General features: G+C 66.9%; 12 protein-coding genes. 2 read left to right on the top strand and 10 right to left on the bottom strand.

The features are described from left to right. Position 1: 1 nt before the first annotated feature. On the top strand, positions 2-1,669 hold the full coding sequence (gene hutU / locus E5554_RS14190) for a urocanate hydratase (RefSeq protein WP_136187179.1): 1,668 nt from the start codon (positions 2-4) through the stop codon (positions 1,667-1,669). A gap of 19 nt (positions 1,670-1,688) precedes the next feature. On the opposite strand, the gene E5554_RS14185 is transcribed toward hutU, so the two are convergent. From E5554_RS14185 to E5554_RS14155, 7 genes are all read right to left on the bottom strand, one after another. Then, positions 1,689-2,699 carry a glycosyl hydrolase family 8 gene (locus E5554_RS14185; protein ID WP_136187178.1) on the bottom strand — a complete coding sequence of 337 codons (1,011 nt, stop codon included), beginning with the start codon at positions 2,697-2,699 and terminating at the stop codon, positions 1,689-1,691. Next, entirely contained in the window at positions 2,689-3,153 is a 465-nt protein-coding gene (locus E5554_RS14180; RefSeq protein WP_010339109.1) for a hypothetical protein, read from the bottom strand. Before E5554_RS14180 ends, E5554_RS14185 begins: the two co-directional genes overlap by 11 nt. Beyond that, positions 3,153-6,527, bottom strand: a complete 3,375-nt coding sequence (locus E5554_RS14175; protein WP_136187177.1) for a cellulose biosynthesis protein BcsC — start codon at positions 6,525-6,527, stop codon at positions 3,153-3,155. The genes E5554_RS14180 and E5554_RS14175 overlap by 1 nt, the downstream gene beginning before the upstream one ends. Then, positions 6,524-10,900, bottom strand: coding sequence for a UDP-forming cellulose synthase catalytic subunit (gene bcsA / locus E5554_RS14170; protein ID WP_136187176.1), 4,377 nt, complete (start codon positions 10,898-10,900; stop codon positions 6,524-6,526). The genes E5554_RS14175 and bcsA overlap by 4 nt, the downstream gene beginning before the upstream one ends. Continuing rightward, complete coding sequence (locus tag E5554_RS14165) at positions 10,897-11,616, bottom strand: cellulose synthase operon protein YhjQ/BcsQ (protein WP_136188368.1); 720 nt, start codon at positions 11,614-11,616, stop codon at positions 10,897-10,899. Before E5554_RS14165 ends, bcsA begins: the two co-directional genes overlap by 4 nt. Beyond that, a complete protein-coding gene (locus tag E5554_RS14160; RefSeq protein WP_136187175.1) occupies positions 11,616-11,963 on the bottom strand; it encodes a hypothetical protein in 348 nt (115 codons plus the stop codon). The genes E5554_RS14165 and E5554_RS14160 overlap by 1 nt, the downstream gene beginning before the upstream one ends. Positions 11,964-12,155: 192 nt before the next feature. Next, the gene (locus E5554_RS14155; RefSeq protein ID WP_037521545.1) at positions 12,156-13,328 is read right to left on the bottom strand and encodes a MaoC family dehydratase N-terminal domain-containing protein; all 1,173 of its coding nucleotides are present in this window, start codon (positions 13,326-13,328) and stop codon (positions 12,156-12,158) included. A gap of 295 nt (positions 13,329-13,623) precedes the next feature. Here E5554_RS14155 and E5554_RS14150 point away from each other — a divergent pair, with 295 nt between their 5' ends. Then, on the top strand, positions 13,624-15,204 hold the full coding sequence (locus E5554_RS14150) for an ABC-F family ATP-binding cassette domain-containing protein (RefSeq protein ID WP_136187174.1): 1,581 nt from the start codon (positions 13,624-13,626) through the stop codon (positions 15,202-15,204). On the opposite strand, the gene nagE is transcribed toward E5554_RS14150, so the two are convergent. The 3 genes from nagE to E5554_RS14135 are packed head-to-tail and all read right to left on the bottom strand — an operon-like array spanning position 15,201 to position 21,618. Beyond that, complete coding sequence (gene nagE, locus E5554_RS14145) at positions 15,201-16,880, bottom strand: N-acetylglucosamine-specific PTS transporter subunit IIBC (protein ID WP_136187173.1); 1,680 nt, start codon at positions 16,878-16,880, stop codon at positions 15,201-15,203. The two genes, E5554_RS14150 and nagE, sit on opposite strands and share 4 nt — an antisense overlap. Beyond that, the gene (ptsP, locus tag E5554_RS14140; protein WP_136187172.1) at positions 16,877-19,345 is read right to left on the bottom strand and encodes a phosphoenolpyruvate--protein phosphotransferase; all 2,469 of its coding nucleotides are present in this window, start codon (positions 19,343-19,345) and stop codon (positions 16,877-16,879) included. Before ptsP ends, nagE begins: the two co-directional genes overlap by 4 nt. Continuing rightward, entirely contained in the window at positions 19,342-21,618 is a 2,277-nt protein-coding gene (locus tag E5554_RS14135) for a family 20 glycosylhydrolase (RefSeq protein WP_136187171.1), read from the bottom strand. The genes ptsP and E5554_RS14135 overlap by 4 nt, the downstream gene beginning before the upstream one ends. Positions 21,619-21,741 lie beyond the last annotated feature (123 nt).

Genomic DNA, 21,741 nt, shown 5'->3' with positions numbered 1-21,741 from the left:
CATGACCCGCATCGACAATAGCCGCATCATCAAGCCCGCCACCGGCACCGATCTCAGCGCCAAGAGCTGGCTGACCGAAGCGCCGCTGCGCATGCTGATGAACAATCTCCATCCCGACGTCGCGGAGCGGCCCGAGGAACTGGTCGTCTATGGCGGCATCGGCCGCGCCGCGCGCGACTGGGAAAGCTATGACCGGATCGTCGAGACACTGAAGCGGTTGGAGGACGACCAGACCTTGCTGGTCCAGTCGGGCAAGCCAGTCGGCGTGTTCCGCACCCATCGCGATGCGCCGCGCGTACTGATCGCCAACTCCAATCTGGTACCGCACTGGGCCAATTGGGAGCATTTCAACGAACTCGATAAGCGGGGCCTGGCCATGTACGGCCAGATGACTGCCGGGTCCTGGATCTATATCGGCACCCAGGGCATCGTGCAGGGCACCTATGAGACGTTCGTCGAGATGGGGCGCCAGCATCATGGCGGCAGCCTCAGCGGCAAATGGCTGCTGACAGCGGGCCTCGGCGGCATGGGCGGCGCCCAGCCGCTCGCCGCCGTCATGGCCGGCGCCTCCTGCCTGGCGATCGAATGCCAGCCGAGCCGCATCGAGATGCGCCTGCGCACCGGCTATCTGGATGTCGCGGCCGCGACGATCGAGGAAGCCATGGCGATCATCGAGAAAAGCTGTGCCGAGAAGAAACCCGTCTCGGTCGGCCTGCTCGGCAACGCGGCCGAGATCCTGCCGGAAATGTTCGCTCGCGGCATTCGCCCCGACCTGCTGACCGACCAGACCAGCGCCCATGACCCGGTCAATGGCTATCTGCCCGTCGGCTGGAGTGTTGCCGAGTGGTTCGAGCGGCGCGAGCGCGAGCCCGAAGCGGTGGCCAAGGCGGCCAAGGCCAGCATGGCCGTCCATGTCCGCGCCATGCTGGATTTCCAGGCGGCGGGCGTACCCACGACCGATTATGGCAATAATATCCGTCAGATGGCGAAGGACGAGGGCGTGGACAATGCCTTCGACTTCCCCGGCTTCGTCCCCGCCTATATCCGCCCGCTCTTCTGTCGAGGGATCGGCCCGTTCCGCTGGGCGGCGCTGTCCGGCGATCCGGAGGATATCTACAAGACCGACGCCAAGGTGAAGGAACTGCTGCCCGACAACGCCCATCTCCACAACTGGCTCGACATGGCGCGGGAGAAGATCCACTTCCAGGGCTTGCCCGCGCGCATCTGCTGGGTTGGCCTGGGCGATCGCCATCGCCTCGGCCTCGCCTTCAACGAGATGGTGGCGAAGGGCGAACTGAAGGCCCCCGTCGTCATCGGCCGCGACCATCTCGACAGCGGCTCTGTCGCCTCCCCCAATCGCGAGACCGAAGCGATGATGGATGGATCGGAAGCGGTCAGCGACTGGCCGCTGCTCAATGCACTGCTCAACACCGCATCGGGTGCGACCTGGGTGTCGCTGCATCATGGCGGCGGCGTCGGCATGGGCTATAGCCAGCATAGCGGCATGGTGATCGTCGCCGATGGCACAGCGGAAGCGGCCGCGCGGCTGGAACGGGTGCTGTGGAACGACCCGGCAACCGGCGTGATGCGCCATGCCGATGCGGGGTACGAAATCGCGCGCGACTGTGCCCGTGAAAAGGGGCTGGATCTGCCGGGGATATTGGGCTGAGCCGCCGGCTCAGCCCGGATCAGGCGAGCTTGCCGGCCAGCATCTGCAGCGAGGCCGCATAATAGTCGGTCGACAGGCCTGCCGGTTGCGGCAGGCCCATGATCTTGCCGGCAATCGCCATGCCACCCGCCGACAGCGCATAGGGGGCGACCTCCCCGGACTGGACATCGACCCAGGCCGGGATCGGCTGTTGCCGGGTCACATAGCCCTGCCAATAGTCCCGGATCGGCTTCAGCAGCGCAGCCCGACGCCCGGCCTGGGCGTAAAGCGGCACGCGGATCGCGTCGAAGCCGAAACGGGCGGGCTTGCCCACGGCCGGCACGACCATGTCATGCCCCATCACATCCACCCAATCGGTCGGCAACTTGAGCGGACCGAATTGCGCCGCCGCCATCAGCGCCTCGCTGTCGCTGATGATCCGCCCCCAGGCGGCCTCGCCATCCAGGCGACGGAAGGCGTCGAGCGCGGGCCAGACGAAATAGGAAGGATTGAGCGTCACCGCCTCCGGCGTAACGAAGCCCTGCAGGCCGGGCAGCAGCAATTTGCGCCCATGGCGTTCCAGCACCAGATGCTGGCGGATGGCAGCGCGGATCTCGGCCGAACGGCTGGCATAACGCCCCTCGCCCCAGCTTTTCGCGGCTTCGGCCAGCGCCCAGGCGATGAACAGGTCGCCATCGGTCGCATTATTGGTGTCGGCCACCGGATTGGGCTGCCGGGGATCATAACGCCAGGCGTAAAGCGCCATGTCGGGCCGGACCAGATTGCTATCGGTCCAGCGCAGGATAGCGTCGAACGCTTCGCGGTCATCGTTCCACAATGCCAGGCCCAGGCCATAGCCCTGCCCCTCGCTATGGCTGACACCGCCATTGCCATTGTCGACGATGCGGCCCGACGGATCGAGAAAGGCGGCCTTGAACCGGGCCCAGTCGCCATTGGTCACGCTGCTGCCCCGCGGCTGACGCGCCTTGGCGCAGGCTGCCGTGAAAACCAGTCCCATCCCCACCAGCAACGCACGCCGGTCAACGCCCATGGCGTATTTCCATGATGCCGTCGCGCCATTGCAGCACGGATGTATGCAGGTCCGCGCCGCCGCCCAGCGCCCGAAACCAGGCGTCATAGGCGCCACGCAGCAGCGGCGGCGCCATGTCCGCCCAGCGGCCATCGACATCGCCCTGGAGCGTTTCGGGCAAACCGACATGCTGGATCATGATTGCATCGTCCGTCATCCGCAATTGCGCCTCACCCCAGCCCAACGTCCGCCACAGCCGGTTGATCCGCGCCATCAGCGCATCCCCGTCCGAAATGTCGGCGACCTGAAGCAGCGATGCGATGCGCCGACCGACTGCGCCAAAAAAGGCGTCGGCCTGGCCACGGGTCGCGGTGCCGAACACCTCGCTGCCAATCATCGCGGTCAGCAGCGACAGCCCGTCCATCGTCCACTGATCGGTTTCGGCGGGCTGATATTCCACGGCTTCCCGGATCATCAATTGCCTCCCAGAGACTGTTTGATCCCAATCAGCGACTTGAACTCGTCATAGCTGCCGAAGGTGTTGATGCTCATCTCACCGCCGACCCGCGTGCTGGGGCTGACACGATAATAGATCGAGCCGTCCGCCGAAAGGGCAAAGCCGGTCTTGCTCAGGCTGTCATAATAAGAGCGCACATCGCTGTTCTGGGCTTTGAGGCCATCCAGCACCGCCTGTGCCGCCGGATCGGTCGGATAGACGTTGACCTGATCCTGGCTGTAGCTCTGATAGCCAGGCGCCACGCCGGCCTTCACCTCCAACAGGTCCGACGCATAGGCATAACGCACCGGCAGGCTGATGCTAAAGAAGCTCTGCGGGCTGAAATAGCCGCCGAAGCCATAGGTGAAGTAGTTCTGATTATTGTCGAAATCCTGATAGTTCACGTTGACGCCGCCGGTGATGGACGAGCGATCGCCGCGATAGAAGGGCAGATAGCCACCGACATTGGCCTGGAAGCCATGGTTCTTGCGGACGTCATGCCCAGCATATTTATAATAGGACAGGTCGCCATAGACCCCCGCCCCATCCTGATCATAAGAGAAGGACGCGCCACCACCGGTCCGCATCACCTGGCCCCACATCGCCCCGGTCACGGGATCGCGTGTGCCAGCATAGGACAGGACGCTGTCGGTCACTGGCTTGCGCTCAAACCAGGCGCGGGCCGTCGCATAGGGCGAGAAGCGCGGGCTGATCGCAGCATGCCAGGTCACGTCGCTATCCTCGAAACCGAGCGGCGTGACGCCAGCCTCCAGCTTCAGCAGCGGCGTCTCATAAGCAGCCGACAGCGCCACGCCGGACGCATGCTGGGTATCGGCATCCACCAGCGCGGACTCTTCCTGATCGACGATCCCCTGCGCTTCGGGCGTCGCATTGCGTCCGAAGCGGGCAAGCCCCGACCGGCTGGGACGACCGGCATCCAGCACCACGGCTTCCGCCCTGGCCTTGATCCGGCCGTTGCCAAGGCTGGTGGAGACTTCGGCCGATCCGGTCAGTTCCTTGAGTTCGCTCAGCCCCGCTTCACCCGATCGCTCGCGATAGCCGGTGCGCAGTTCGGCGCGCGGGCCGCTATCGCGGGTCAGGGTGCGGATCTCGGTCTGAATGCGGTCCATCACCGGATCGCCGCTTGTCATCATCGATCCGCCCGGCGCAGACGCCGGCACGCCAACCGCCGGATAGCCGCCCGGCATCGGCGCAGACTGGGCCACGACAGCGGGTGGGAAGCCGCCGGCTTCGCCAGCCTGCGGCATCGGCGCGAATGCCATGCCTGCTGGTGACGGCGCCTGTCCGGCCAGCCGCGCGCCCGATCCCAGTGCGAACGGATTGACCGCCGCCGGAGCGGCCGCAGCCGACTGGTTGCGGAACGGGTTGTTGCCCTGCATCGTCGCGGCAAAGGGGTTGCTGGCGGTGACATTGCCTGCGCCGCTCTGCGCGGCATAGACTTCCTTCGCACGCTTCAGATAGCGCAGCGCGGCGCCCTCGTCGCCCCGCGCCTGCTCCATCCGCGCCGCCGCCATGTAGATCTGATAATCATTGGGCGATTGCTGCAAGGCGCGCTCGATCGTGGCGCGTGCCAGATCCTTGTCGCCCGCTGCCCCCGCCGTCTCGATCAGGCCCATCAGCGCGCCCTTGTCATTGGGCGACTGGGCCAGGACCAGTTGGTAGGTCTGGGCTGCCTGGGCCGGCATACCACCCGACTGATAAAGCCGTGCCAGCGCGGCCAGCACTTCCTGATTGCCCGGCGCAGCGTTCCACGCGCCCTGCAGCAGGTCGAAGGCCTGGGCGTTCTGGCCTGCGAGCCGCAGCCGATCGGCCTGCGACGCCGCCATGATGCCGTTCATCCGCGCGACGACACGCTGGCCGTCGGGCGTATTGCCCGCCAGTTGCGCGGCGCGCTGCACGGCGCTGGTGGCAAAGGCATCGCGCCCGGTCTTGGCCAGCACGCGCACGATCGGTTCATAGCCGGCCGGGTCGGTGATGGTGCCGGCAGTCAGCGCCTGCTGCGCCAGTTGCGCCGCCCCTTCCCGGTCACCCAGTTCGAACATCGCATCGGCCACCGCAGCCTGCTTGGTCGGGTCGATGCCGGGGGTCGCGGCCAGTTGGCGCAGCTCCATCAGCGCATCGGCCTGCCGCCCCTGCGCGGCCATCGCCTTGGCCCGCTCGATCGCACCGTCCACCTTCAGGCCGACGGCGAAATTGCGCATCTGTTCCGTGCGCTGCATTTCGGGAATCCGCGCCATCAGCGTATCGGCGGCCGACGCCCGGCCGCGATCAGCGTTGAGCAGCGCCGCCGCATAGAGCCAGTCCGGGTCGCTCGACGATCCCAGCGAGTTGATCAACGATTCCGCCTCGGGCAGGCGCTGGCGCTGGATCAGATAACGGGCAAACTCATAACGGATCCACGGATCCTGCTGGTCCAGCAACAGGCCGGAATGAAATTCCTGTTCGGCGGTGACATCATCGCCGCGCGCGGCCGCGGCACGGGCGCGATCGCGCGCCGCCCGGCTCGCCAGCCGACCATCGGACTGCTTGGCCCCTTCATTTGCCTGCCGGTAGAGATCTGCCGCATCGGCATAGCGCCCCTGCCGCTCATAGATATCGGCCAGCAATTCGAGCGCCGGGCCGCGCTGCGGATAGCCGGAACGGACCAGCGCCTCGGCATCGGCCTGCGCGTCGCCAAGCCGGCCCTGCGCCAACGCCGCGCGCGCATCGGCCAGCCCGCCAAAGAAGCGCGCAGAAGCGAGCGCCTGCGCCCATTGCCCGGCCGAACCTCGCTGCGACGCCTGGTCGAGCAGGTCACGCGCTTCGCCAAAGCGCCCCTGGCGCAGGCGCACCAGGCCAAGGCCGCCCAGCGCGTCGGCATCATTGCGATTGGCCGCCACGGCGCGCTCGAATGCGCGCTCGGCGCCATCCAGATCATTGGCGTCAAGCGCCTTGAAACCGCTCGCGCGCGACGCGCCACCGCCCGCATTGCCGCTCGGGCGCGCTGCCTGCGTCCGATTTGCCGCCGAGGGGGCCGCAGCCGGCGTGGGCGTCGGGCGTGGCGTCGTTTCGGCGCGCCGTGCCGGCGCGGGCGCGGGCGTGGGTTTCGGTGCCGGCTGTGCCTTGGGCGGCGGGCCGGCCAGTCCCTTGCGCGCTTCGGCATTATTGGGATCGAGCGCCAGCGCCCGGCGATAGGCCTGGTTTGCCAGATCCTGTCGCCCCTTGGACTGCCAATAGCGGCCCTGCTGGATCAGCGGCGCGACGCCCGGCACATCGGCCAGCGTGGGCATCGGCGCCATGCAGGCCAGCGCCACGGCGGCGCAGGTGATACGCAGACGGAGGGTGCGGCTCATGCCTCGTCCTCCTTGCTCAGGCGGCGGCGCTGCTGCCGGCTGAGGTAGAGATAGAGCGGCCCGGCAAGGATGAGCGCCGCGAGCAGGCCACAGGCGGCCATCAGCAAAGGACGCTGGCTCAGCCAGAAGGCGGCCTTCATCCAGAAGGGCAGGTAACCGACCCAATAGCCAGGCCCGACGGCAAAGCTGCTCATCCCGTCGCCGCTGGTAACGGCCAGGTCGCCCTGGATCTGGGCGTTGATCTTGGCATCGGCCATGCCGCCGACCAGATCGGGCAATGCGCGCGGATCGTCCGCCAGCAGGGCCACGACGCTGCGACCACCCTCGAACGGGGATTCGAAGCCGACAATGCCGGCAAAGCCGCTGGACGAGGTGACGAACGCGTCCGCTTCGCCATCCCCCGATCGATCGAACGGCGAGAAGAAGGCGAAGATGCGCTGAATCGGGCTCATCTCCGTCACCTGCAACCGGCCATTTTCATAGCGGACCGGCGCGCCGGCGAAGAGTTGGTCGGAACCCGCGACGCTGCTGCCACCAATGACGATGATGTCCCTGCCCTGCAGCCGCTCGCCATCGACCGCGTTGGCGACGACGACCCCCGTCACTGGCGCGCCGGTGGAATCGCCCATGCGGCCCATCAGCACCAGGAAGGCCTCGACCGCGCCGGCCGAAGGCTGGCCGCCCATGAGCACCGTGGTTTCCGACAGGTCGGGACGAATGGTGAAGGGATAGCCGGCGCCGGCAAAGGTGGCGAGATCGGGCATGTGCAGCGCGTGATAGGCGCGGCTGAGGTCGATGCTGCTGCTCGGACGCACGCTGACCCGGACATTCTCGGGCAGCGTCCCTTCGCACTTCTTTTTGTCGGCAATGATCAGATTATAGTCGAAGATCAGCTCGTTCTGGCCGAACAGATTGTAGCGCGGCAGCACGATCGAGGCGCTGGAATCGTTGGACGATGCGCCCTGCGCCCCGAACAGGCTGTCCCACCAGCCAGCCCCTGCGAGCGGCAGCGTGCGCAGATACTGGTTGTTGATCGAGACATCGAGGCGCGAGGCACGACGATCGAGCCATTTGGCCGCCGGATAGCGATAGCGCAGGTCCAGGCGACCGCCCTGGCGCGGCCAGAAGAAGAGATCGGGCGCGACCCGGAAGCGCGCCGACAACGGGCCAGGCGGCAGGCCCATGCCCTGCAGCGCATTGGCATCCATGATCTCGCCCAGCTGGACCGGGCGGTCGGTGCGCAGCCAGCGCGGCGCGGCATAGCGCGCATAGGTCGGGATGCGAACCCCATCGAAATTCATCCGCGCGCCGCTCAGCACGCCGCGACCGCTGGCGATCGCCGCAGCGGCCAGCTTCAACTCGCTGGCGTTGCGGCCCATCACCACCAGCAATTCGCCGAACGTGTCGCGCGGATTGCGGATGACCGTGGCGCTCGGCCCGGTGATCGACAGGTTCAGGCCGGCGATCGGCCGGTCCGGCGTCGCGAACAGGATCGCGTTTCCGGTCGGGATCTGGTTGTAGACCGGCTTGAACGAAAAGCCGCGATAGCTGGCTTGCGCACCCAGCCAGGAGGCCAGGCTGGCGGCCGCCTCCAGCTCGCCCGCGCGCGGCGTGCCGGCGAAAACGAAGGGCAGGCGCAACGGCAGATTGTCGTGCCGGTCGAAGAAGGGACCGGGCAGACGGCCCAGATCCGGCGCCATCGGCAGCGTCTGGACGCTGAGGTCGAACCAGGACCGGACATTGCTGATATTCGCCCAGAGCGAACTGTGGAACGGATCCTCGCAATCGCGGGCGTAATGGCCGACCAGGCGCAGGTTGAGCTGGTTGTCGCCGGGCAGGAACAGCGCCGGATTGACCGGAATGGTGATGTTCTGACCACCGGATTCCGCCGGGGTCAGGCGAATGGTGCGGACCACCTCGCCGTTCAGCAACACGACCAGCTGGCTGAGATCGCCGAGCATGGCCGGCGACCAGGCGAAGTTCAGCGTCAGGCTGCTGTCGGTCACCACCTCGTTGCGGCGCATGCCGAAGGGAATGCCGATTTCGCCGCGCGTGCCGGCCAGGCGGATCGGCATCTTGACCTGCAGGTCGCGGAAGCTGAGCCGCTGCTTCTGCACGCCCGCCGCGGTGGCGGGTGCCAGCGTCGCGGCAGGTGCCTGTGTCGCCTGCGCGAAGGCGTGACCGCTGCCTGCCATCACCAGCGTCCCGATCGCGGCCAAGCCCAGCAATGCGGTCGCAGCCTGCTTGGCGGCTTTCGCCGCGGCGGCCAGGCGAACGGCCTTCTTCTGCTTGCGGCGCTCCGTGCGGTTGAGGCGGAACAGGCGCTTGAGGGTCATATAGTCGACCACGATGATATCCCAGAGAGAGTGCAGGGCCGAAACCGGCTTGCGGGGGGCAGCGGGCTGCCAGGCATCGGCACGGCCCATCACCGCGCGGACCAGGTGACGCGAAGAGATCATGTCCAGTTCCTGGAAGCGCAGATTGACCTCGCCCCGATCGAACCGGACCATTTCGACCGGGATCGTCAGCTTCTCGTCCCCCATCGGCAGCGACATATAGGCAACACGCCGGTCGCGTAGCGGGAAGTCGGGCGGCACGGCGATCGCCGCGCCTCCCATCGAAATGTCGATCGTCGTCGCGTCGATCACATAGCCATCGGCCATGTAGAGGGTGACCGGCAATTCGGTGACGATGCGGATATATTCGCGCGCCTGCCGCGTCTCGCGCGCGACCGAAACGGCGGCGATCAGGATGATCAGGCTGAACACGGCCCAGACGACGTTCAGCACCAGCGTATCGGTCTGGATGTTGAACAGATGCGGGAAGAAGACCCGCTTCACGATCGCCAGCCCGATGCCGAAGATGATGAGGCCGATGCAGATCAGGTGCGGGCGCACCGTCGACAGGTCGAAATAGGTCCGGTCTAGCAGGCTGCCCTTGTCCGTCACGTTGAACTTGCCCTTGCGCGGCTGGAAGAAGGTCATGACCGTCGGGCGCGCGAGGTGGAAGGCCAGGATCGTCTCGTAGATTTCGCCCCAGAACGGTCGGCGATCCCCGCCCTGCGTATTGGCCGACGAGGTCATCGAGCAGACCAGATGCGGCAGCGCATAGGCGAAGATCAGCGAGGCCGAGGCATGGATGATGTTCTGGCCAAAGATCAGATAGGCAAGCGGGCTGGTCAGGAAGACGATGCGCGGCAGCGGAAACTGGAAATGCAGCATCGCATTCAGGTAGCAAAGCCGCTGCTGCCAATTGAGGCCGCGCCCGAACAGCGGATTGTCGATCCGCAGGATCTGGGTCATGCCGCGCGCCCAGCGGATGCGCTGGCCGATATGCAGCACCAGCCGCTCGGTCGCGAGACCGGCGGACAGGCGCGCGCCGATATAGGCGGTATTCCAGCCCATGCGCTGCAATTTCAACGCGGTATGCGCGTCCTCGGTCACCGTCTCACCGGCAAAGCCGTTGGTCTGGGCCAACGCATCACGGCGGATGACGGCGCAGGAACCGCAGAAGAAGGTCGCGTTCCAAAGATCGTTGCCGGACTGGACGGCACCGTAGAACAGGTCGCCCTCGCCCGGCAGGTCGCGCACCGTGCCCAGATTGCGCTGGGCGGGATCGGGCGAATAGAAATGGTGCGGCGTCTGCATCAGCGCCAGCTTGGGATCCTGCTGGAACCAGCCGACGGTCATCTGCAGGAAGGCGCGGGTCGGCACATGGTCACAGTCGAAGATGGCGATCAGTTCGCCATTGGTCTTCTTCATCGCGGCATTGAGGTTGCCGGCCTTGGCATGAAGATTGTCGCCGCGGGTCAGATAACCGCAGCCGGCCTGGCGCGCAAACGCCTGAAATTCCGGCCGGCGCCCGTCATCCAGGATGAAGACGCGGAAGCGATCGGCCGGATAGTCCATGTCCATCGCCGCGAACACGGTGTTGCGGACGATCTCCAGGCTTTCATTATAGGTCGGGACATAGACGTCGACGCTGGGCCATTGATCGGGTTCGCCCTCGATCTCGACCACTTCACGGTCGAGCGGCCAGCCGGTCTGCAGGAAGCCCAGCACCAGGATCAGCCAGGCATAGACTTCCGCCAGATACAGGCCCGACCCCAGCAGAAATTCTGCCAATGTGCCGAATTCGAGCGTCTCGGTGGTGCGCCAGAACATGTAGCGGGTCGATACGATCATCGACAGGATCGCCAGCACCAGCAGGGCACGACGGCTGCGCAACCGGCCCAATATGGTCGCGCCCACGATGGTGATGCCGGCAAAGATCCACTGCGCTTCCAGATCGAGCGGCACGGTGATCGCCAGCAGGGCGAACAGCCCGGCCAGCACCAGCAGTCCGTTGCTCAGGATCGCCTGCCGGGCCTTCACGAAGCCGCCTCCTCGACTGCCTCAACCAGGCCAGCCGCCTGTTCCACGGTCGTCACCAGCCTGCGCAGATCGTTGAGCGCCACGCTGGCCGGCGCGAAGCGGGCCAGCGGCTCGAACATCGCGCTTGCCTCGTTCACCGCCTCGTCGCGGCGGATCGTACCAAGCAGCTTGCTGCCGAACAGTTCGCGCAGGAAGATATGGGTGTGGCGCGACAGGCGATGGGTGTCGTCCAGATGGTTGAGCACGAACCCGGTCTTGGCGAGATCGATCGTCGCCGTGCCCGGCTCGACCTTGGGCAGGGCTGCGAGCGATCCGGGACGCGGATGCAGGGGGCAGACATGCAGGGCGGCATGCGGCAGCAACATGTCCTTGGTCTCGCGGTCACCCGCCGCCACATCGGCAATGAAGATCTTCTTGCCGGCGAACGGCGAATGATCCGGCTTGCCCAGCAGATCCTGGAAGGTCGCGTCACGGCGCAGGCCATAAGCGGAAAAGAGCGCGACGCCCGACACCGCGATTTGGTCCGCGCTGCCGTCGTTCAGTTCCGGCAGGCCCTGGGCCGGGGTCAGGCCGAAATAAAGCTTGAGAGAATCCTGATAGGTGAAGTCGAGCGCGCTGACATCATGCCCGCGCTGCGCCAGATGGATCGCCAGTTGCGCCGCGATGAAGCTGGTGCCGACGCCGCCCTTGGGCGAATGACAGAGGATCAGCGGCATCAATATTCTCGCTTGTCGGGATCGTTCGACAGATGGCCCAGGAAATCGCGCAGATTGCCGCGCGGCGCAGCGGATGGCGGCGCGTCCTGATAGGCGTCGAACATGCTGGTCACATTGGCGCGGGGTGCGGGCGCATGTTGCTCCGGCTCGGCGCGGCGGACCGCCAGCACGGCTTCCGCCTCGCGCGCTTCCAGTTTGGACAGGGGGCGTCCGACCACGCGCGGGTCGGTCAGCAGGGCCTCGAAGATCGGCCATAATTCCATGTCCGCGAAACTGTCCGCGAACTCGCGATAGCGAAAATCCCGGCGCCCCAGCCGGGCCAGAAGGCTTTCTGCGTCGGAGCGCATGGCCCTGTTCTCCCTGATATCCAAGGAAAACCTAGAGTAAAATGGTTAACAAAATCTTTAGAAATTCGAAGAAGTTGCGGCATTGCGGGCGCTGCGTGCGACGCACCGTTCGTCGCACGCAGGAAAATCCCCTTTTTGCTTCAACATCTTGGCACCGCGAGCCGCAAAAACGCGCCGCGGCCATTGCCGCACTTATTTGCGCGGCAATGCAACTTCCGCCTTGGCGGTCGCCAGGGTCGTGCCCAGTTGATTGACCATGCGGCAGTCGATCTGCACCACGTCGCGACCGTCATCGTCGACGAACTTGTCGACCACCGTGCCGGTCATGATCGTGATGTCGCCGGTGAAGGCCGGCCCGCGATAGGAAGCGACCGAATGGGTCACCATGCCCCATTCGCCGGCCCAGCCCGCCAGATAGTCGACGATCCAGGCGCCCATCGACGCGCCATAGCCATAGGCCCGCGGCATGCCGATGAAGCGGGCCCAGCGCGGGAAGAGATGGCCGCGCGACGGCCCGAAATAGGCGCCGTCGGTCAGTTCCGGATTGATCCGCTCCATCACCGGGTCATTTTCATGCCCCGCCATTTCCTTGACGAATCCCAGCGCCTCCATGTCGAGGTCGGTGCGCCGGTGCGTGCCGCCCCAGATGGTGAACAGATAGGCGCGCCATTCGGTGGTGAAGCTGGCAATGCTGTGCGGGCCGATGACGCGCTCGGGCAGCGCGGCGCCGATCTGGATATCGTCCCAATAGCGCTTACCATGGCCCAGTTCGTGCAGCATCTGCACCCAGTCGAACTTGCGATCCTGGATCTGCGCCAGTTCCTCGTCGCTCCACACCGGATCTTCGGTGCCCTCGACCACATCGGTCGTCTTCTCGCGCCCCGCCTCGGCCAGATAGCGGATCGAGGTGGAGCGCTGCTTGGCGATCAGCTCGCCATTCTGATTGTAATAATTATTGTCGCCACGCTGGAAACAGGTCGGCCCGGCGAACTTGGTATCCTTGACCGTATAGTCGAACGGGATGCGCTCATTATGGACCAGGTCGCCGCCCTGGATACGCGGGCCATAGAACCACCATTCGTCGCCGCCGAACAGCAGATGCGAATTGGGGATAGCGCCGACGCAGGCCGGCCCGGCGCCATGGCCGTCATCCATCGTCACGGCAAAGCTCTGCGGCGCGACCAACCGCCCCCAGCGCCCCTCGGCGGCATAATCGGCATCATAATGGAGCAGGTTGGGATAATGCATCGCCTGCGCCCAGCGGCGAATGTCATTATTGTGGATCGGCTCGCGCATCCGCGCAGGCTGCATCGGCTTGCCGAGATATTGGTCGATGTCCGAACAGTCGAAGACGGCTATGCTCATGGTTCCCCTCCGAGGAAATCTTTGTTCCGCCCTGCCATGGCGGAGCAGCGCCCGACGGCACAAGTCCATGGCCGGCGACAGCATGCGCACCGACGAGCGGGAACATCCCGCCAAGCCGCAGAAAAGCGCGGTTTTTCGCCGTTTATCGCGATGCCGATGTTTGTCCCATGCCGCGCGGCGCTTGAACAGGGCGGCGATCGCAGCTAGATTGATGTCTCAATTCACAAGAAAAGAGACCGTGCCGTGGATTTCAACCTGACCGCAATGCCGATCCGCAACGCTGCCAGGGAAATTCATGCTCATGCCCGCCATATCCTGTTCCAATCTCGGCTGGACCACGCCTGACGGCCAGTCCGTCCTTTCCGGTCTAGACCTTCGTTTCCAGAGCGAGCGCACCGCCCTTGTCGGCCGCAACGGCGTCGGCAAGACGACCCTGTTGCGCCTGATCGCCGGCGATCTTACCCCCAGCAGCGGCAGCATCACCGTGCAGGGCCGGCTGGCCCGCCTGCGCCAGGCCGTGCAGTTCGGCGCGGATGAACGGATCGCCGATCTGTGGGGCGTGGCCGATGCCATCGCCCTGCTGCGCCTGGCCGAAAGCGGCGACGCATCCGCCGAACAGCTGGCCGATGCCGACTGGACGCTCGAAAGCCGGATCGACGCCGCGCTGGAGCGGGTCGGGCTCGATGCCGGGCCGGATACCCGGCTCTGCACCCTGTCGGGCGGCCAGCGCACCCGCGCCGCGCTTGCCGGCGCGATCCTCGACGCACCCGACTTCCTGCTGCTGGACGAACCGACCAACAATCTTGACCGGGCCGGGCGCGCGGCCGTCGCCGAGCTGGTCGATGGCTGGCGCGCCGGCCTGATCCTCGTCAGCCATGATCGCGAGCTGCTGGAGCGGGTCGACGCGATCGTCGAACTTACCGGCCTCGGCGCGCAGCGCTATGGCGGCAACTGGTCCCATTATCGCGAGCGCAAGGCGATCGAACTCACCGCCGCCGCCCATGATCTCGACATCGCGGAACGACAGGTGAAGCAGGCCGCGCGCAAGGCCCAGGTCGCGACCGAGCGCCAGCAGCGCCGCGACGCCGCCGGTGCCCGCAAGGGCGCCCGAGGCGACATGCCCCGCATCCTGATCGGCGCGCGCAAGAACCAGGCGGAGGTGTCCTCCGCTGCCGGTCGCCATGTTGCGGAGCGGCTGCGCGCCGAGGCGGAGGATCAGGCGCAGGCCGCACGCAGCCGGGTCGAGATATTGGAGCCTATCCGCATCACCCTGCCCTCGACCGGCCTTGCGCCGGATCGGATCGTCCTGCGCCTCACCGATGTCAGCGTCGGCCATGATCCCGCCATGCCCTTGCTGGCGCATGTCGACCTGCTGGTCGAAGGGCCGGAACGGATCGCCATCACCGGCCCCAATGGATCGGGCAAGACCAGCCTGCTTGCGACCATGGCCGGCACATTGCCGCCGCTCGCCGGGCGGATCGACCGGCCAGTGCGCCACGCCGTGCTGGACCAGACCGCCGCCCTGCTCGATCCCGCGCTGTCGATCGCGGACAATCTCGCCCGGCTGCACCCGGAACTGGACGAGAATGGCCGTCGCGCCCTGCTCGCCCATTTCCGCTTTCGCGGCGACGCCGCGCTGCAACGGGTCGATAGCCTCAGCGGCGGCCAAATGCTGCGCGCGGGCCTGGCCTGCGTGCTGGGCAGCGCGCCGCCGCCGCTGCTGATCCTCGACGAGCCGACCAACCATCTCGACCTCGAAGCGATCGAGGCTGTGGAAGCGGGACTGCGCGGCTATGACGGCGCCCTGCTGGTCGTCAGCCATGACGAGCGCTTCCTCGACGCGATCGGCATCACGCGCCGAATCGCACTCGGCTAGGCGGCCCGCAACGCATCCGCCAGCGGCTCCGCCTGGTCGCCCAGGATCAGGTGCAGCCAGCCATCGGCCGATGCCGGCAGCACCCAGGCCTTGACCCCGGCGCCCTGCAACGCGGCCGCATCCACGGCAGCGAGGCGATCGACGCGCACCAGCAAACGCATGCCGCGCGGCTCGACGGCGCGGACACCGGCGCGCTTGAGCAGCGCGACCAGATCGGACGTGCCAGCGATTGGCGCCGGATCATGCCCGGCCAGCGCGCTACGGATCTCCGCCGCGACCTGATCGGCTATCGGCCCCAGCACCACCTGGAAGCCGCCATCGCGCAGGCGGACGATGCCCCGCGCGCCCAACGCCCGCAGCCGCGCCTCGTCAACGGTCGCGCTGTCGCCCAGCACCAGCCGCAGCCGGGTGGTGCAGGCATCGACCGATCGAACATTGGCCTTGCCACCCAGCGCCGCGACCATCGCCGGCCCACGCGCACCGGCCATGCTCGGCACGTCCCCGGCCGCAGCGGCGGGTTCATCCTCGCGCCCCGGCGTCTTCAGGTTGAAGCGGCGGATGCACCAGCTGAAGGTGGCATAATAGACAGCGAAATAGACAAGCCCGACCGGGATCAGCATCAGCGGCTTGGTCGCCAGACCATAATTCATCAGATAGTCGAACAGGCCAGCGGAAAAGCCGAAGCCCAGCTTCACGCCCAGCGCGTCCATGACCACCATCGACAGGCCGGTCAGCACCGCATGGACGACATAGAGGATCGGCGCCAGGAAGATGAAGCTGAACTCGATCGGCTCAGTCACGCCGGTAAGGAAGGAAGTGAGCGCCAGGCTGAGCAGCAGGCCGCCCACCCGCTTGCGCCGATCGGGCAAGGCGGTGCGATACATGGCAAGGCAGGCGGCCGGCAGGCCGAACATCATCACCGGGAAGAAGCCTGACATGAAGCCGCCAGCGGTCGGATCGCCCGCGAAGAAGCGCTTGATATCGCCGGTCGCGCCATGGAAGTCGCCGAGCAGGAACCAGGCGACATTGTTGATGATATGGTGCAGCCCGGTAATCAGCAGCAGCCGGTTGAGCAGGCCATAGACGAACAGGCCGAGCGGCCCGGCCGCCACCACCCATTGGCTGAGGCGATCGATCCCTGCCTCGATCCAGGGGAAGCCGACGCCGAACATCAATGCGCCGAACAGGCCGGCCAGCCCCGCGACGATCGGCACGAAGCGCCGTCCCGCGAAGAAGGCCAGATAATCGGGCAGCTTGATGTCGGAAAAGCGGTTGTAGAGCAGGCCCGCGACGATGCCCGACAGGATACCGGCCGGCACGGAGACCTTGGCGATTTCCTTGGCGCGCCAGGCAGCCTGTGCCGCCTCCGCCACGTCGGGCGGCAGGACGAGCAGCACCTTTGCCCCCTCGGTCGTCACCAGATAGGCGATCACCCCGGCGAGGCTCGCCGCGCCATGATTTTCGCGGGCCAGGCCCACGGCGACACCGGCGGCGAAGAGCAGGCCAAGATTGGAAAAGATCGCGTCGCCCGCCGCCGCGATGAAGGGAATGGCGAGCATGTCGGGCTGGCCAAGGCGCAGCAGCAGCGCGGCGATCGGCAGCACCGCGATCGGCAGCATCAGCGCCCGGCCAAGCGGTTGCAGCCGGGCCAGCAGGGTGGCGGGACGGAAGCTCATGCCAGGACTCCTTGGGCCATTTCACGCACGACGGCGGCGCTTTCGGCGGCGCAGGCGCGCTCTGCCAGGTCGATGCAGCGGCCCATGTCGAGCGTGCGCACCACTGCCTTCAACCGGGCGATGACGGCCGGGGTGGCCGACAATTCAGTGATGCCAAGGCCGATCAGGATCGGCGCGGCCAGCGGGTCGGAGGCAAGGCCGCCACAGACGCCGGCCCAGCGGCCATGGCGCTGCGCCCCGCGCCCGACTTCGCGGATCAGGCGCAGCACCGCGGGATGCAGCGCATCGATCCGGTGCGACACCGCCGCATTGCCGCGATCGACGGCCAGCGTATATTGGGTCAGGTCATTGGTGCCGACCGACAGGAAATCGGCCTCGGCCGCCAGCATGTCGGCCAGCATCGCCGCCGCCGGCGTCTCTATCATCACGCCGAGCGGCACCGGTGCATCGATGCCCAGCGCCGCTTTCTCCGCGTTCAGCATCGCCCTGACCGCCCGATAGTCGGACAGGTCGGCGATCATCGGCAGCATGATGCGGCACTGGTCCGCCGGCACGGCACGCAGGATCGCGCGCAACTGCACCTGCATCAGGTCCGGCCGGGCGAGGCTCAAGCGCACCCCGCGCAGGCCCAGCGCCGGATTTTCCTCGGCCGCCATCGGCAGATAGGGCACCGGCTTGTCGCCGCCAATGTCGAGCGTGCGCACGATCAGCGGCCTATCGCCCAATGTCGTTGCGATACCGGAATAGATTTCCCTTTGTTCGGCCTCGTCCGGCGCCTCCTCCCGCTCCAGGAACAGGAATTCGGTGCGCAGCAGGCCGCAGCCCTCTGCCCCGGCCGCCACGGCGGCGGCGGCATCGGCCTGCGATCCCAGATTGGCGAAAATCTCGATCCGGGTGCCGTCGGCCATGCGGCAATCGGCATGGGCCTGCGCCCGGTCGCGGCTGCGCTGCTCGCGCGCGGCGGCGATCCGTTCGCTGACCTCCGATAATGTGTTCACGCCCGGATCGGCATCGATCCGTGCGCCGTCCGCGTCCAGGATGACCGTACGTCCGTCGACAATGCCCAGCACATCCCGCCCGGCAGCGACCAGCATCGGGATGCCGGCCGACGCGGCGAGGATCGCGACATGGGAAGTGGGACCGCCGGCCGCCGTGCAGATTCCGGCCAGACGGTCCCTATCGAGCGCCAGAAACTGCGAGGGGAGCAGATCCTCGGCGATCAATATGCTTTGAGGGGGCAGCGTCGGCACCGCGCTCGCGTCAGTGCCGAGCAGGGCGGCGATCAGTTGTCGCTCGATATCGATCAGGTCGGCGACACGTTCCATCAGCAGCGGATCGCCGGTCGCACGGATCGCCTCGGCCGCCTGGGCGGTCGCGTGGCGCCAGGCAAAGGCTGCGCTGCGCCCGGCATCGATCTGGTGCCCGGCCGCCTCGGCCAGTTCCGGGTCGGCGAGCAGCGCGCGATGCGCCGCCGCGATCTCGGCCGCCAAGCCGTGGCCCGCCGACAATTCGGCATCGACCGCCGCCATCGCGCGGGCGAGCGCGGCATGTTCGGCCGCCCCGCCCTGTCCGTCGCGCGGCACATCGACATCGGCGACGCGCAGCTGCACCACCTGCCCGATCGCCAAGCCCGGTGCGGCTGTTACCGGCCCATGCTGCGGTACGACCGGTGCCGGCACGGAATGATCGGCCTTCGCCTCCTCGCCCAGCCCGGCCTCGATCAGCGCCACCAGCGCCTCGACCGCTGAGCGGGCATCGCTGCCCTCGCCCCGGACGATGATCTCATCGCCGCAGCGCACGCCCAGGCCAAGCAGTGCGACGGTGCTGCGCGCATTGACGCTCTTGCCGTCCCGCAGGATCGCCACCGGCGCGACGAAGGTGCGCAGCAGCGCCGCGATCCGAGCGGCCGGGCGGGCATGGATGCCATGGGGCGCATCGACCCGCACCGCGCGCTCATGGCTGTCGCCTTCGCTGTCCCCCTTATCCGCCACCGGCGCCAGCGCCGTGATCCGCGCGACGCCATCATTCCAGCCAACCAGCCGGTCGAGCGGCTCCAGCGACAGGGCGTAGCCCTCGCCGGCCAGCACCACCGGCGTGATCAGCGCCTTGGCTCCCTCGGCTACCGCATCGAGATCGAAGCCGATCAGCAGGTCGCCGGCCGCGACGGCATCGCCCGGCTTCACTTGGGGCGTGAAGCCCCTTCCGCCCAGCGCTACCGTCTCCAGACCGACATGGATCAGCAGCTCCGCGCCATTGGCGAGGCGCAGCGAAACCGAATGGCCGGTTGGCGCCACCGTCAGCACGGTCGCGTCGGCCGGCGCGCGGACTTCGCCTTCGATCGGGTCGATGGCAAAGCCCTCACCCATCATCCGCTCGGCAAAGACCGGATCGGGCACGCTTTCGATCGGCGCCAGCCAGCCCGTCAGGGGCGCGCGCAACGTCACGCTGGCCATCATCCCGCTCATGGGATCAGTTCCACCTGCTTGATCGCCCATAGGGGCTCAACATCCTTCGCCGTATAGGTGATGCACAATGTTTCCTTGCCGCTGCGCGGCGCGATCGGCGCGACCAGCCGGGTGACTTCCGGATTGCCGACGGCCGGTGCCAGCGGCAGCACGGCGATGCGCTCGCCCTCGCAACCGCCGGCCCGAACCTCCACTTCGCCGGCCGGGGTCGCCGGGGCGCGGAAATGGATGGCGTCGCGATCCTTGCCGATCTGGAAATTGAACGGCAGCTGGCCGACATCGATCGCGATCCTGGTCGCGCCGCCGACCGGGGCGTCGGCATAGAGCCAGCAGGGCTCAAGGATATCGGTCAGGAAATGCGCCCGCTCGCCCTGCGCCGGGGCATCATCCTCCAGCGAGAGCACCACCTTGTTGGCGCAGCTTGCCAGTTGCTCATCGGTGCGGCGGCGCAGGAAGGACGCGTCGAGGCCGATGTCGATCGCCCCCGGCATCATCCCGCCGCGCCAGGCGGTGCCGGCGCGCAGCCGGGTGCCGACCGGCAGGCTGAGACCGTCCTTGTAAACCGGTGCGCGCGGCGTCACCACGCTGCCGTCCAGCGTATAATGGATCGGGAAGCCCGACTGGCTTTCCAGCGTCACCCGCGTGTTCTTGTCACCCGGCGCATAGTCGGCCTTTGCCGTCACCGTCAGCGCGCTGATCGCGGGCTTGAGGCCCAGCGTCCCCATGCGTGCCATCTGCGGCACCAGCCGGTCCATGAAGCTGGCAAAATCATGGCTCGCGACCGGCGACCATCCGATTTCGGCCACGGCGCTACCGCGCGGGAATTGCTGCCACTGGGCGCGTTTCTCGGTGCGGACATGCTCGGTGAAGAGATTGCCCTGCAGCCCCAAAATATGCTGCTGCTCGGCAGCGCTCAGCCCCTCGGGCTCCGGATTGAAGTCATAGACGCTGTGAAGGTCCGACAGATGGCCACGCCCCGGCGGCTCCAGCGGCCCAAAGCCCTGGCGATTATCGAAATAGAGGATCGGCGCCGGGCTCAATATCGCGTCATGGCCCGACTTGGCGGCGGTCACCGCGCCCTCGATCCCGCGCCAGGAGGTGATGGTGGCATGGGGCGAGGCGCCGCCTTCCAATATCTCGTCCCAGCCGATCGGCTTGCGGCCATGTTTGGTCAGGAAATCGTCGATGCGGTGCATGAACCAGCCCTGCATCGCATCCTCGCTGCTGATGCCCAGCGCCTTCATCTTCGCCTGCATCGCGGGCGAGGATTTCCACTGGTCCTTCACCGCTTCGTCGCCGCCGATATGGATATAGGGCGACGGGAACAGCGCCATCACATCGGTCAGCACGTCCTCCAGAAAGCCAAAGGTCGCGTCATCGGCATTATATAGCCAGGGGAAGACGCCCCAGTCGGACTCCGTACCCGGCGGGATCGGCACGCCCATGCCGAGCTTGGGATAGGCGCGGATCGCCGCCAGCGCATGGCCCGGCATCTCGATCTCCGGCACGATCATGACCCCGCGCGCGGCGGCATAGGCGACGATCTCGCGGATTTCGGCCTGGGTGTAGAAGCCGCCGACCTTGGGCAGCGGCGGCGCGCCAGGGGCACCGGCGGGCACGCGCCAGGCGGAAACCTCGGTCAGCCGCGGATATTTGGGGATCTCGATGCGCCAGCCCTGATCATCGACCAGATGCCAATGCAGCCGATTGAGCTTGTTGACCGCCATCCAGTCGATCAACTGGCGAACATAGGCGGGCGACTGGAAATGGCGGGCGCTGTCGAGCATCAGCCCGCGCCACTGGAAGCGCGGCGCGTCGGCAATCTGCATCGCCGCGACCGATACCGGGCCAGCAGCCTGATCCTGCGTCATCGCCTGCCACAGCGTCACCGCGCCATAGAGCAGGCCGGCTTCGTCGCCAGCGGCGATCGTGACGCCCTTGCCGGTCACGTCGAGGGTGTAGGATTCCGCTACGCCGGTCTTGGCGCGGCGGAACACTATCGCATTGCCGCTATCACCCCCCGTCTCGATCCGGGGACGAAAGCCCCGGCTGCGGGCGACCAAATCGGCGAACCGCTCGGCCCCGTTATGGGCAGCGGCATCGCCGACAGGCACCCGGATCGGCGTGGTCGAACTGATAAGAAAAGCGCCCTGCCCCTCGCGCATCTGCGCCGGCACCGGCAGCAGGCGGGGCAGTTCGGCCATGGCCGGGGCGGTGGCGATGCCGGACAGCATCAGCGACGCAAGCAGCGTCAGGCGGCGGGCACGGATCACGAAACAGGCTCCCGAAAATAGCGTGCCCCTGCCGCGCCGCGCGGACGCGACAAGGGACGTGCGGCGGGCGGACGCTGTTGCGTTCCGTCCCGCCGTCTTCAAGTCATGCGCCTTCTGACAGGC

This window comes from Sphingobium sp. PAMC28499 (assembly GCF_004795815.1).
Classification (GTDB): domain Bacteria; phylum Pseudomonadota; class Alphaproteobacteria; order Sphingomonadales; family Sphingomonadaceae; genus Sphingobium; species Sphingobium yanoikuyae.
Note: the sequence above shows the minus strand (reverse complement) of the source record. Positions and strands in the feature narration are given on the sequence as shown.

What these genes read in the sequence shown, in the direction of transcription:
- hutU (WP_136187179.1), top strand. Translation starts at nt 2, where the DNA reads ATGACCCGCATCGACAATAGCCGCATCATCAAGCCCGCCACCGGCACC.
- E5554_RS14185 (WP_136187178.1), bottom strand. Translation starts at nt 2,699, where the DNA reads ATGGGCGTTGACCGGCGTGCGTTGCTGGTGGGGATGGGACTGGTTTTC.
- E5554_RS14180 (WP_010339109.1), bottom strand. Translation starts at nt 3,153, where the DNA reads ATGATCCGGGAAGCCGTGGAATATCAGCCCGCCGAAACCGATCAGTGG.
- E5554_RS14175 (WP_136187177.1), bottom strand. Translation starts at nt 6,527, where the DNA reads ATGAGCCGCACCCTCCGTCTGCGTATCACCTGCGCCGCCGTGGCGCTG.
- E5554_RS14165 (WP_136188368.1), bottom strand. Translation starts at nt 11,616, where the DNA reads ATGCCGCTGATCCTCTGTCATTCGCCCAAGGGCGGCGTCGGCACCAGC.
- E5554_RS14160 (WP_136187175.1), bottom strand. Translation starts at nt 11,963, where the DNA reads ATGCGCTCCGACGCAGAAAGCCTTCTGGCCCGGCTGGGGCGCCGGGAT.
- E5554_RS14155 (WP_037521545.1), bottom strand. Translation starts at nt 13,328, where the DNA reads ATGAGCATAGCCGTCTTCGACTGTTCGGACATCGACCAATATCTCGGC.
- E5554_RS14150 (WP_136187174.1), top strand. Translation starts at nt 13,624, where the DNA reads ATGCTCATGCCCGCCATATCCTGTTCCAATCTCGGCTGGACCACGCCT.
- nagE (WP_136187173.1), bottom strand. Translation starts at nt 16,880, where the DNA reads ATGAGCTTCCGTCCCGCCACCCTGCTGGCCCGGCTGCAACCGCTTGGC.
- ptsP (WP_136187172.1), bottom strand. Translation starts at nt 19,345, where the DNA reads ATGAGCGGGATGATGGCCAGCGTGACGTTGCGCGCGCCCCTGACGGGC.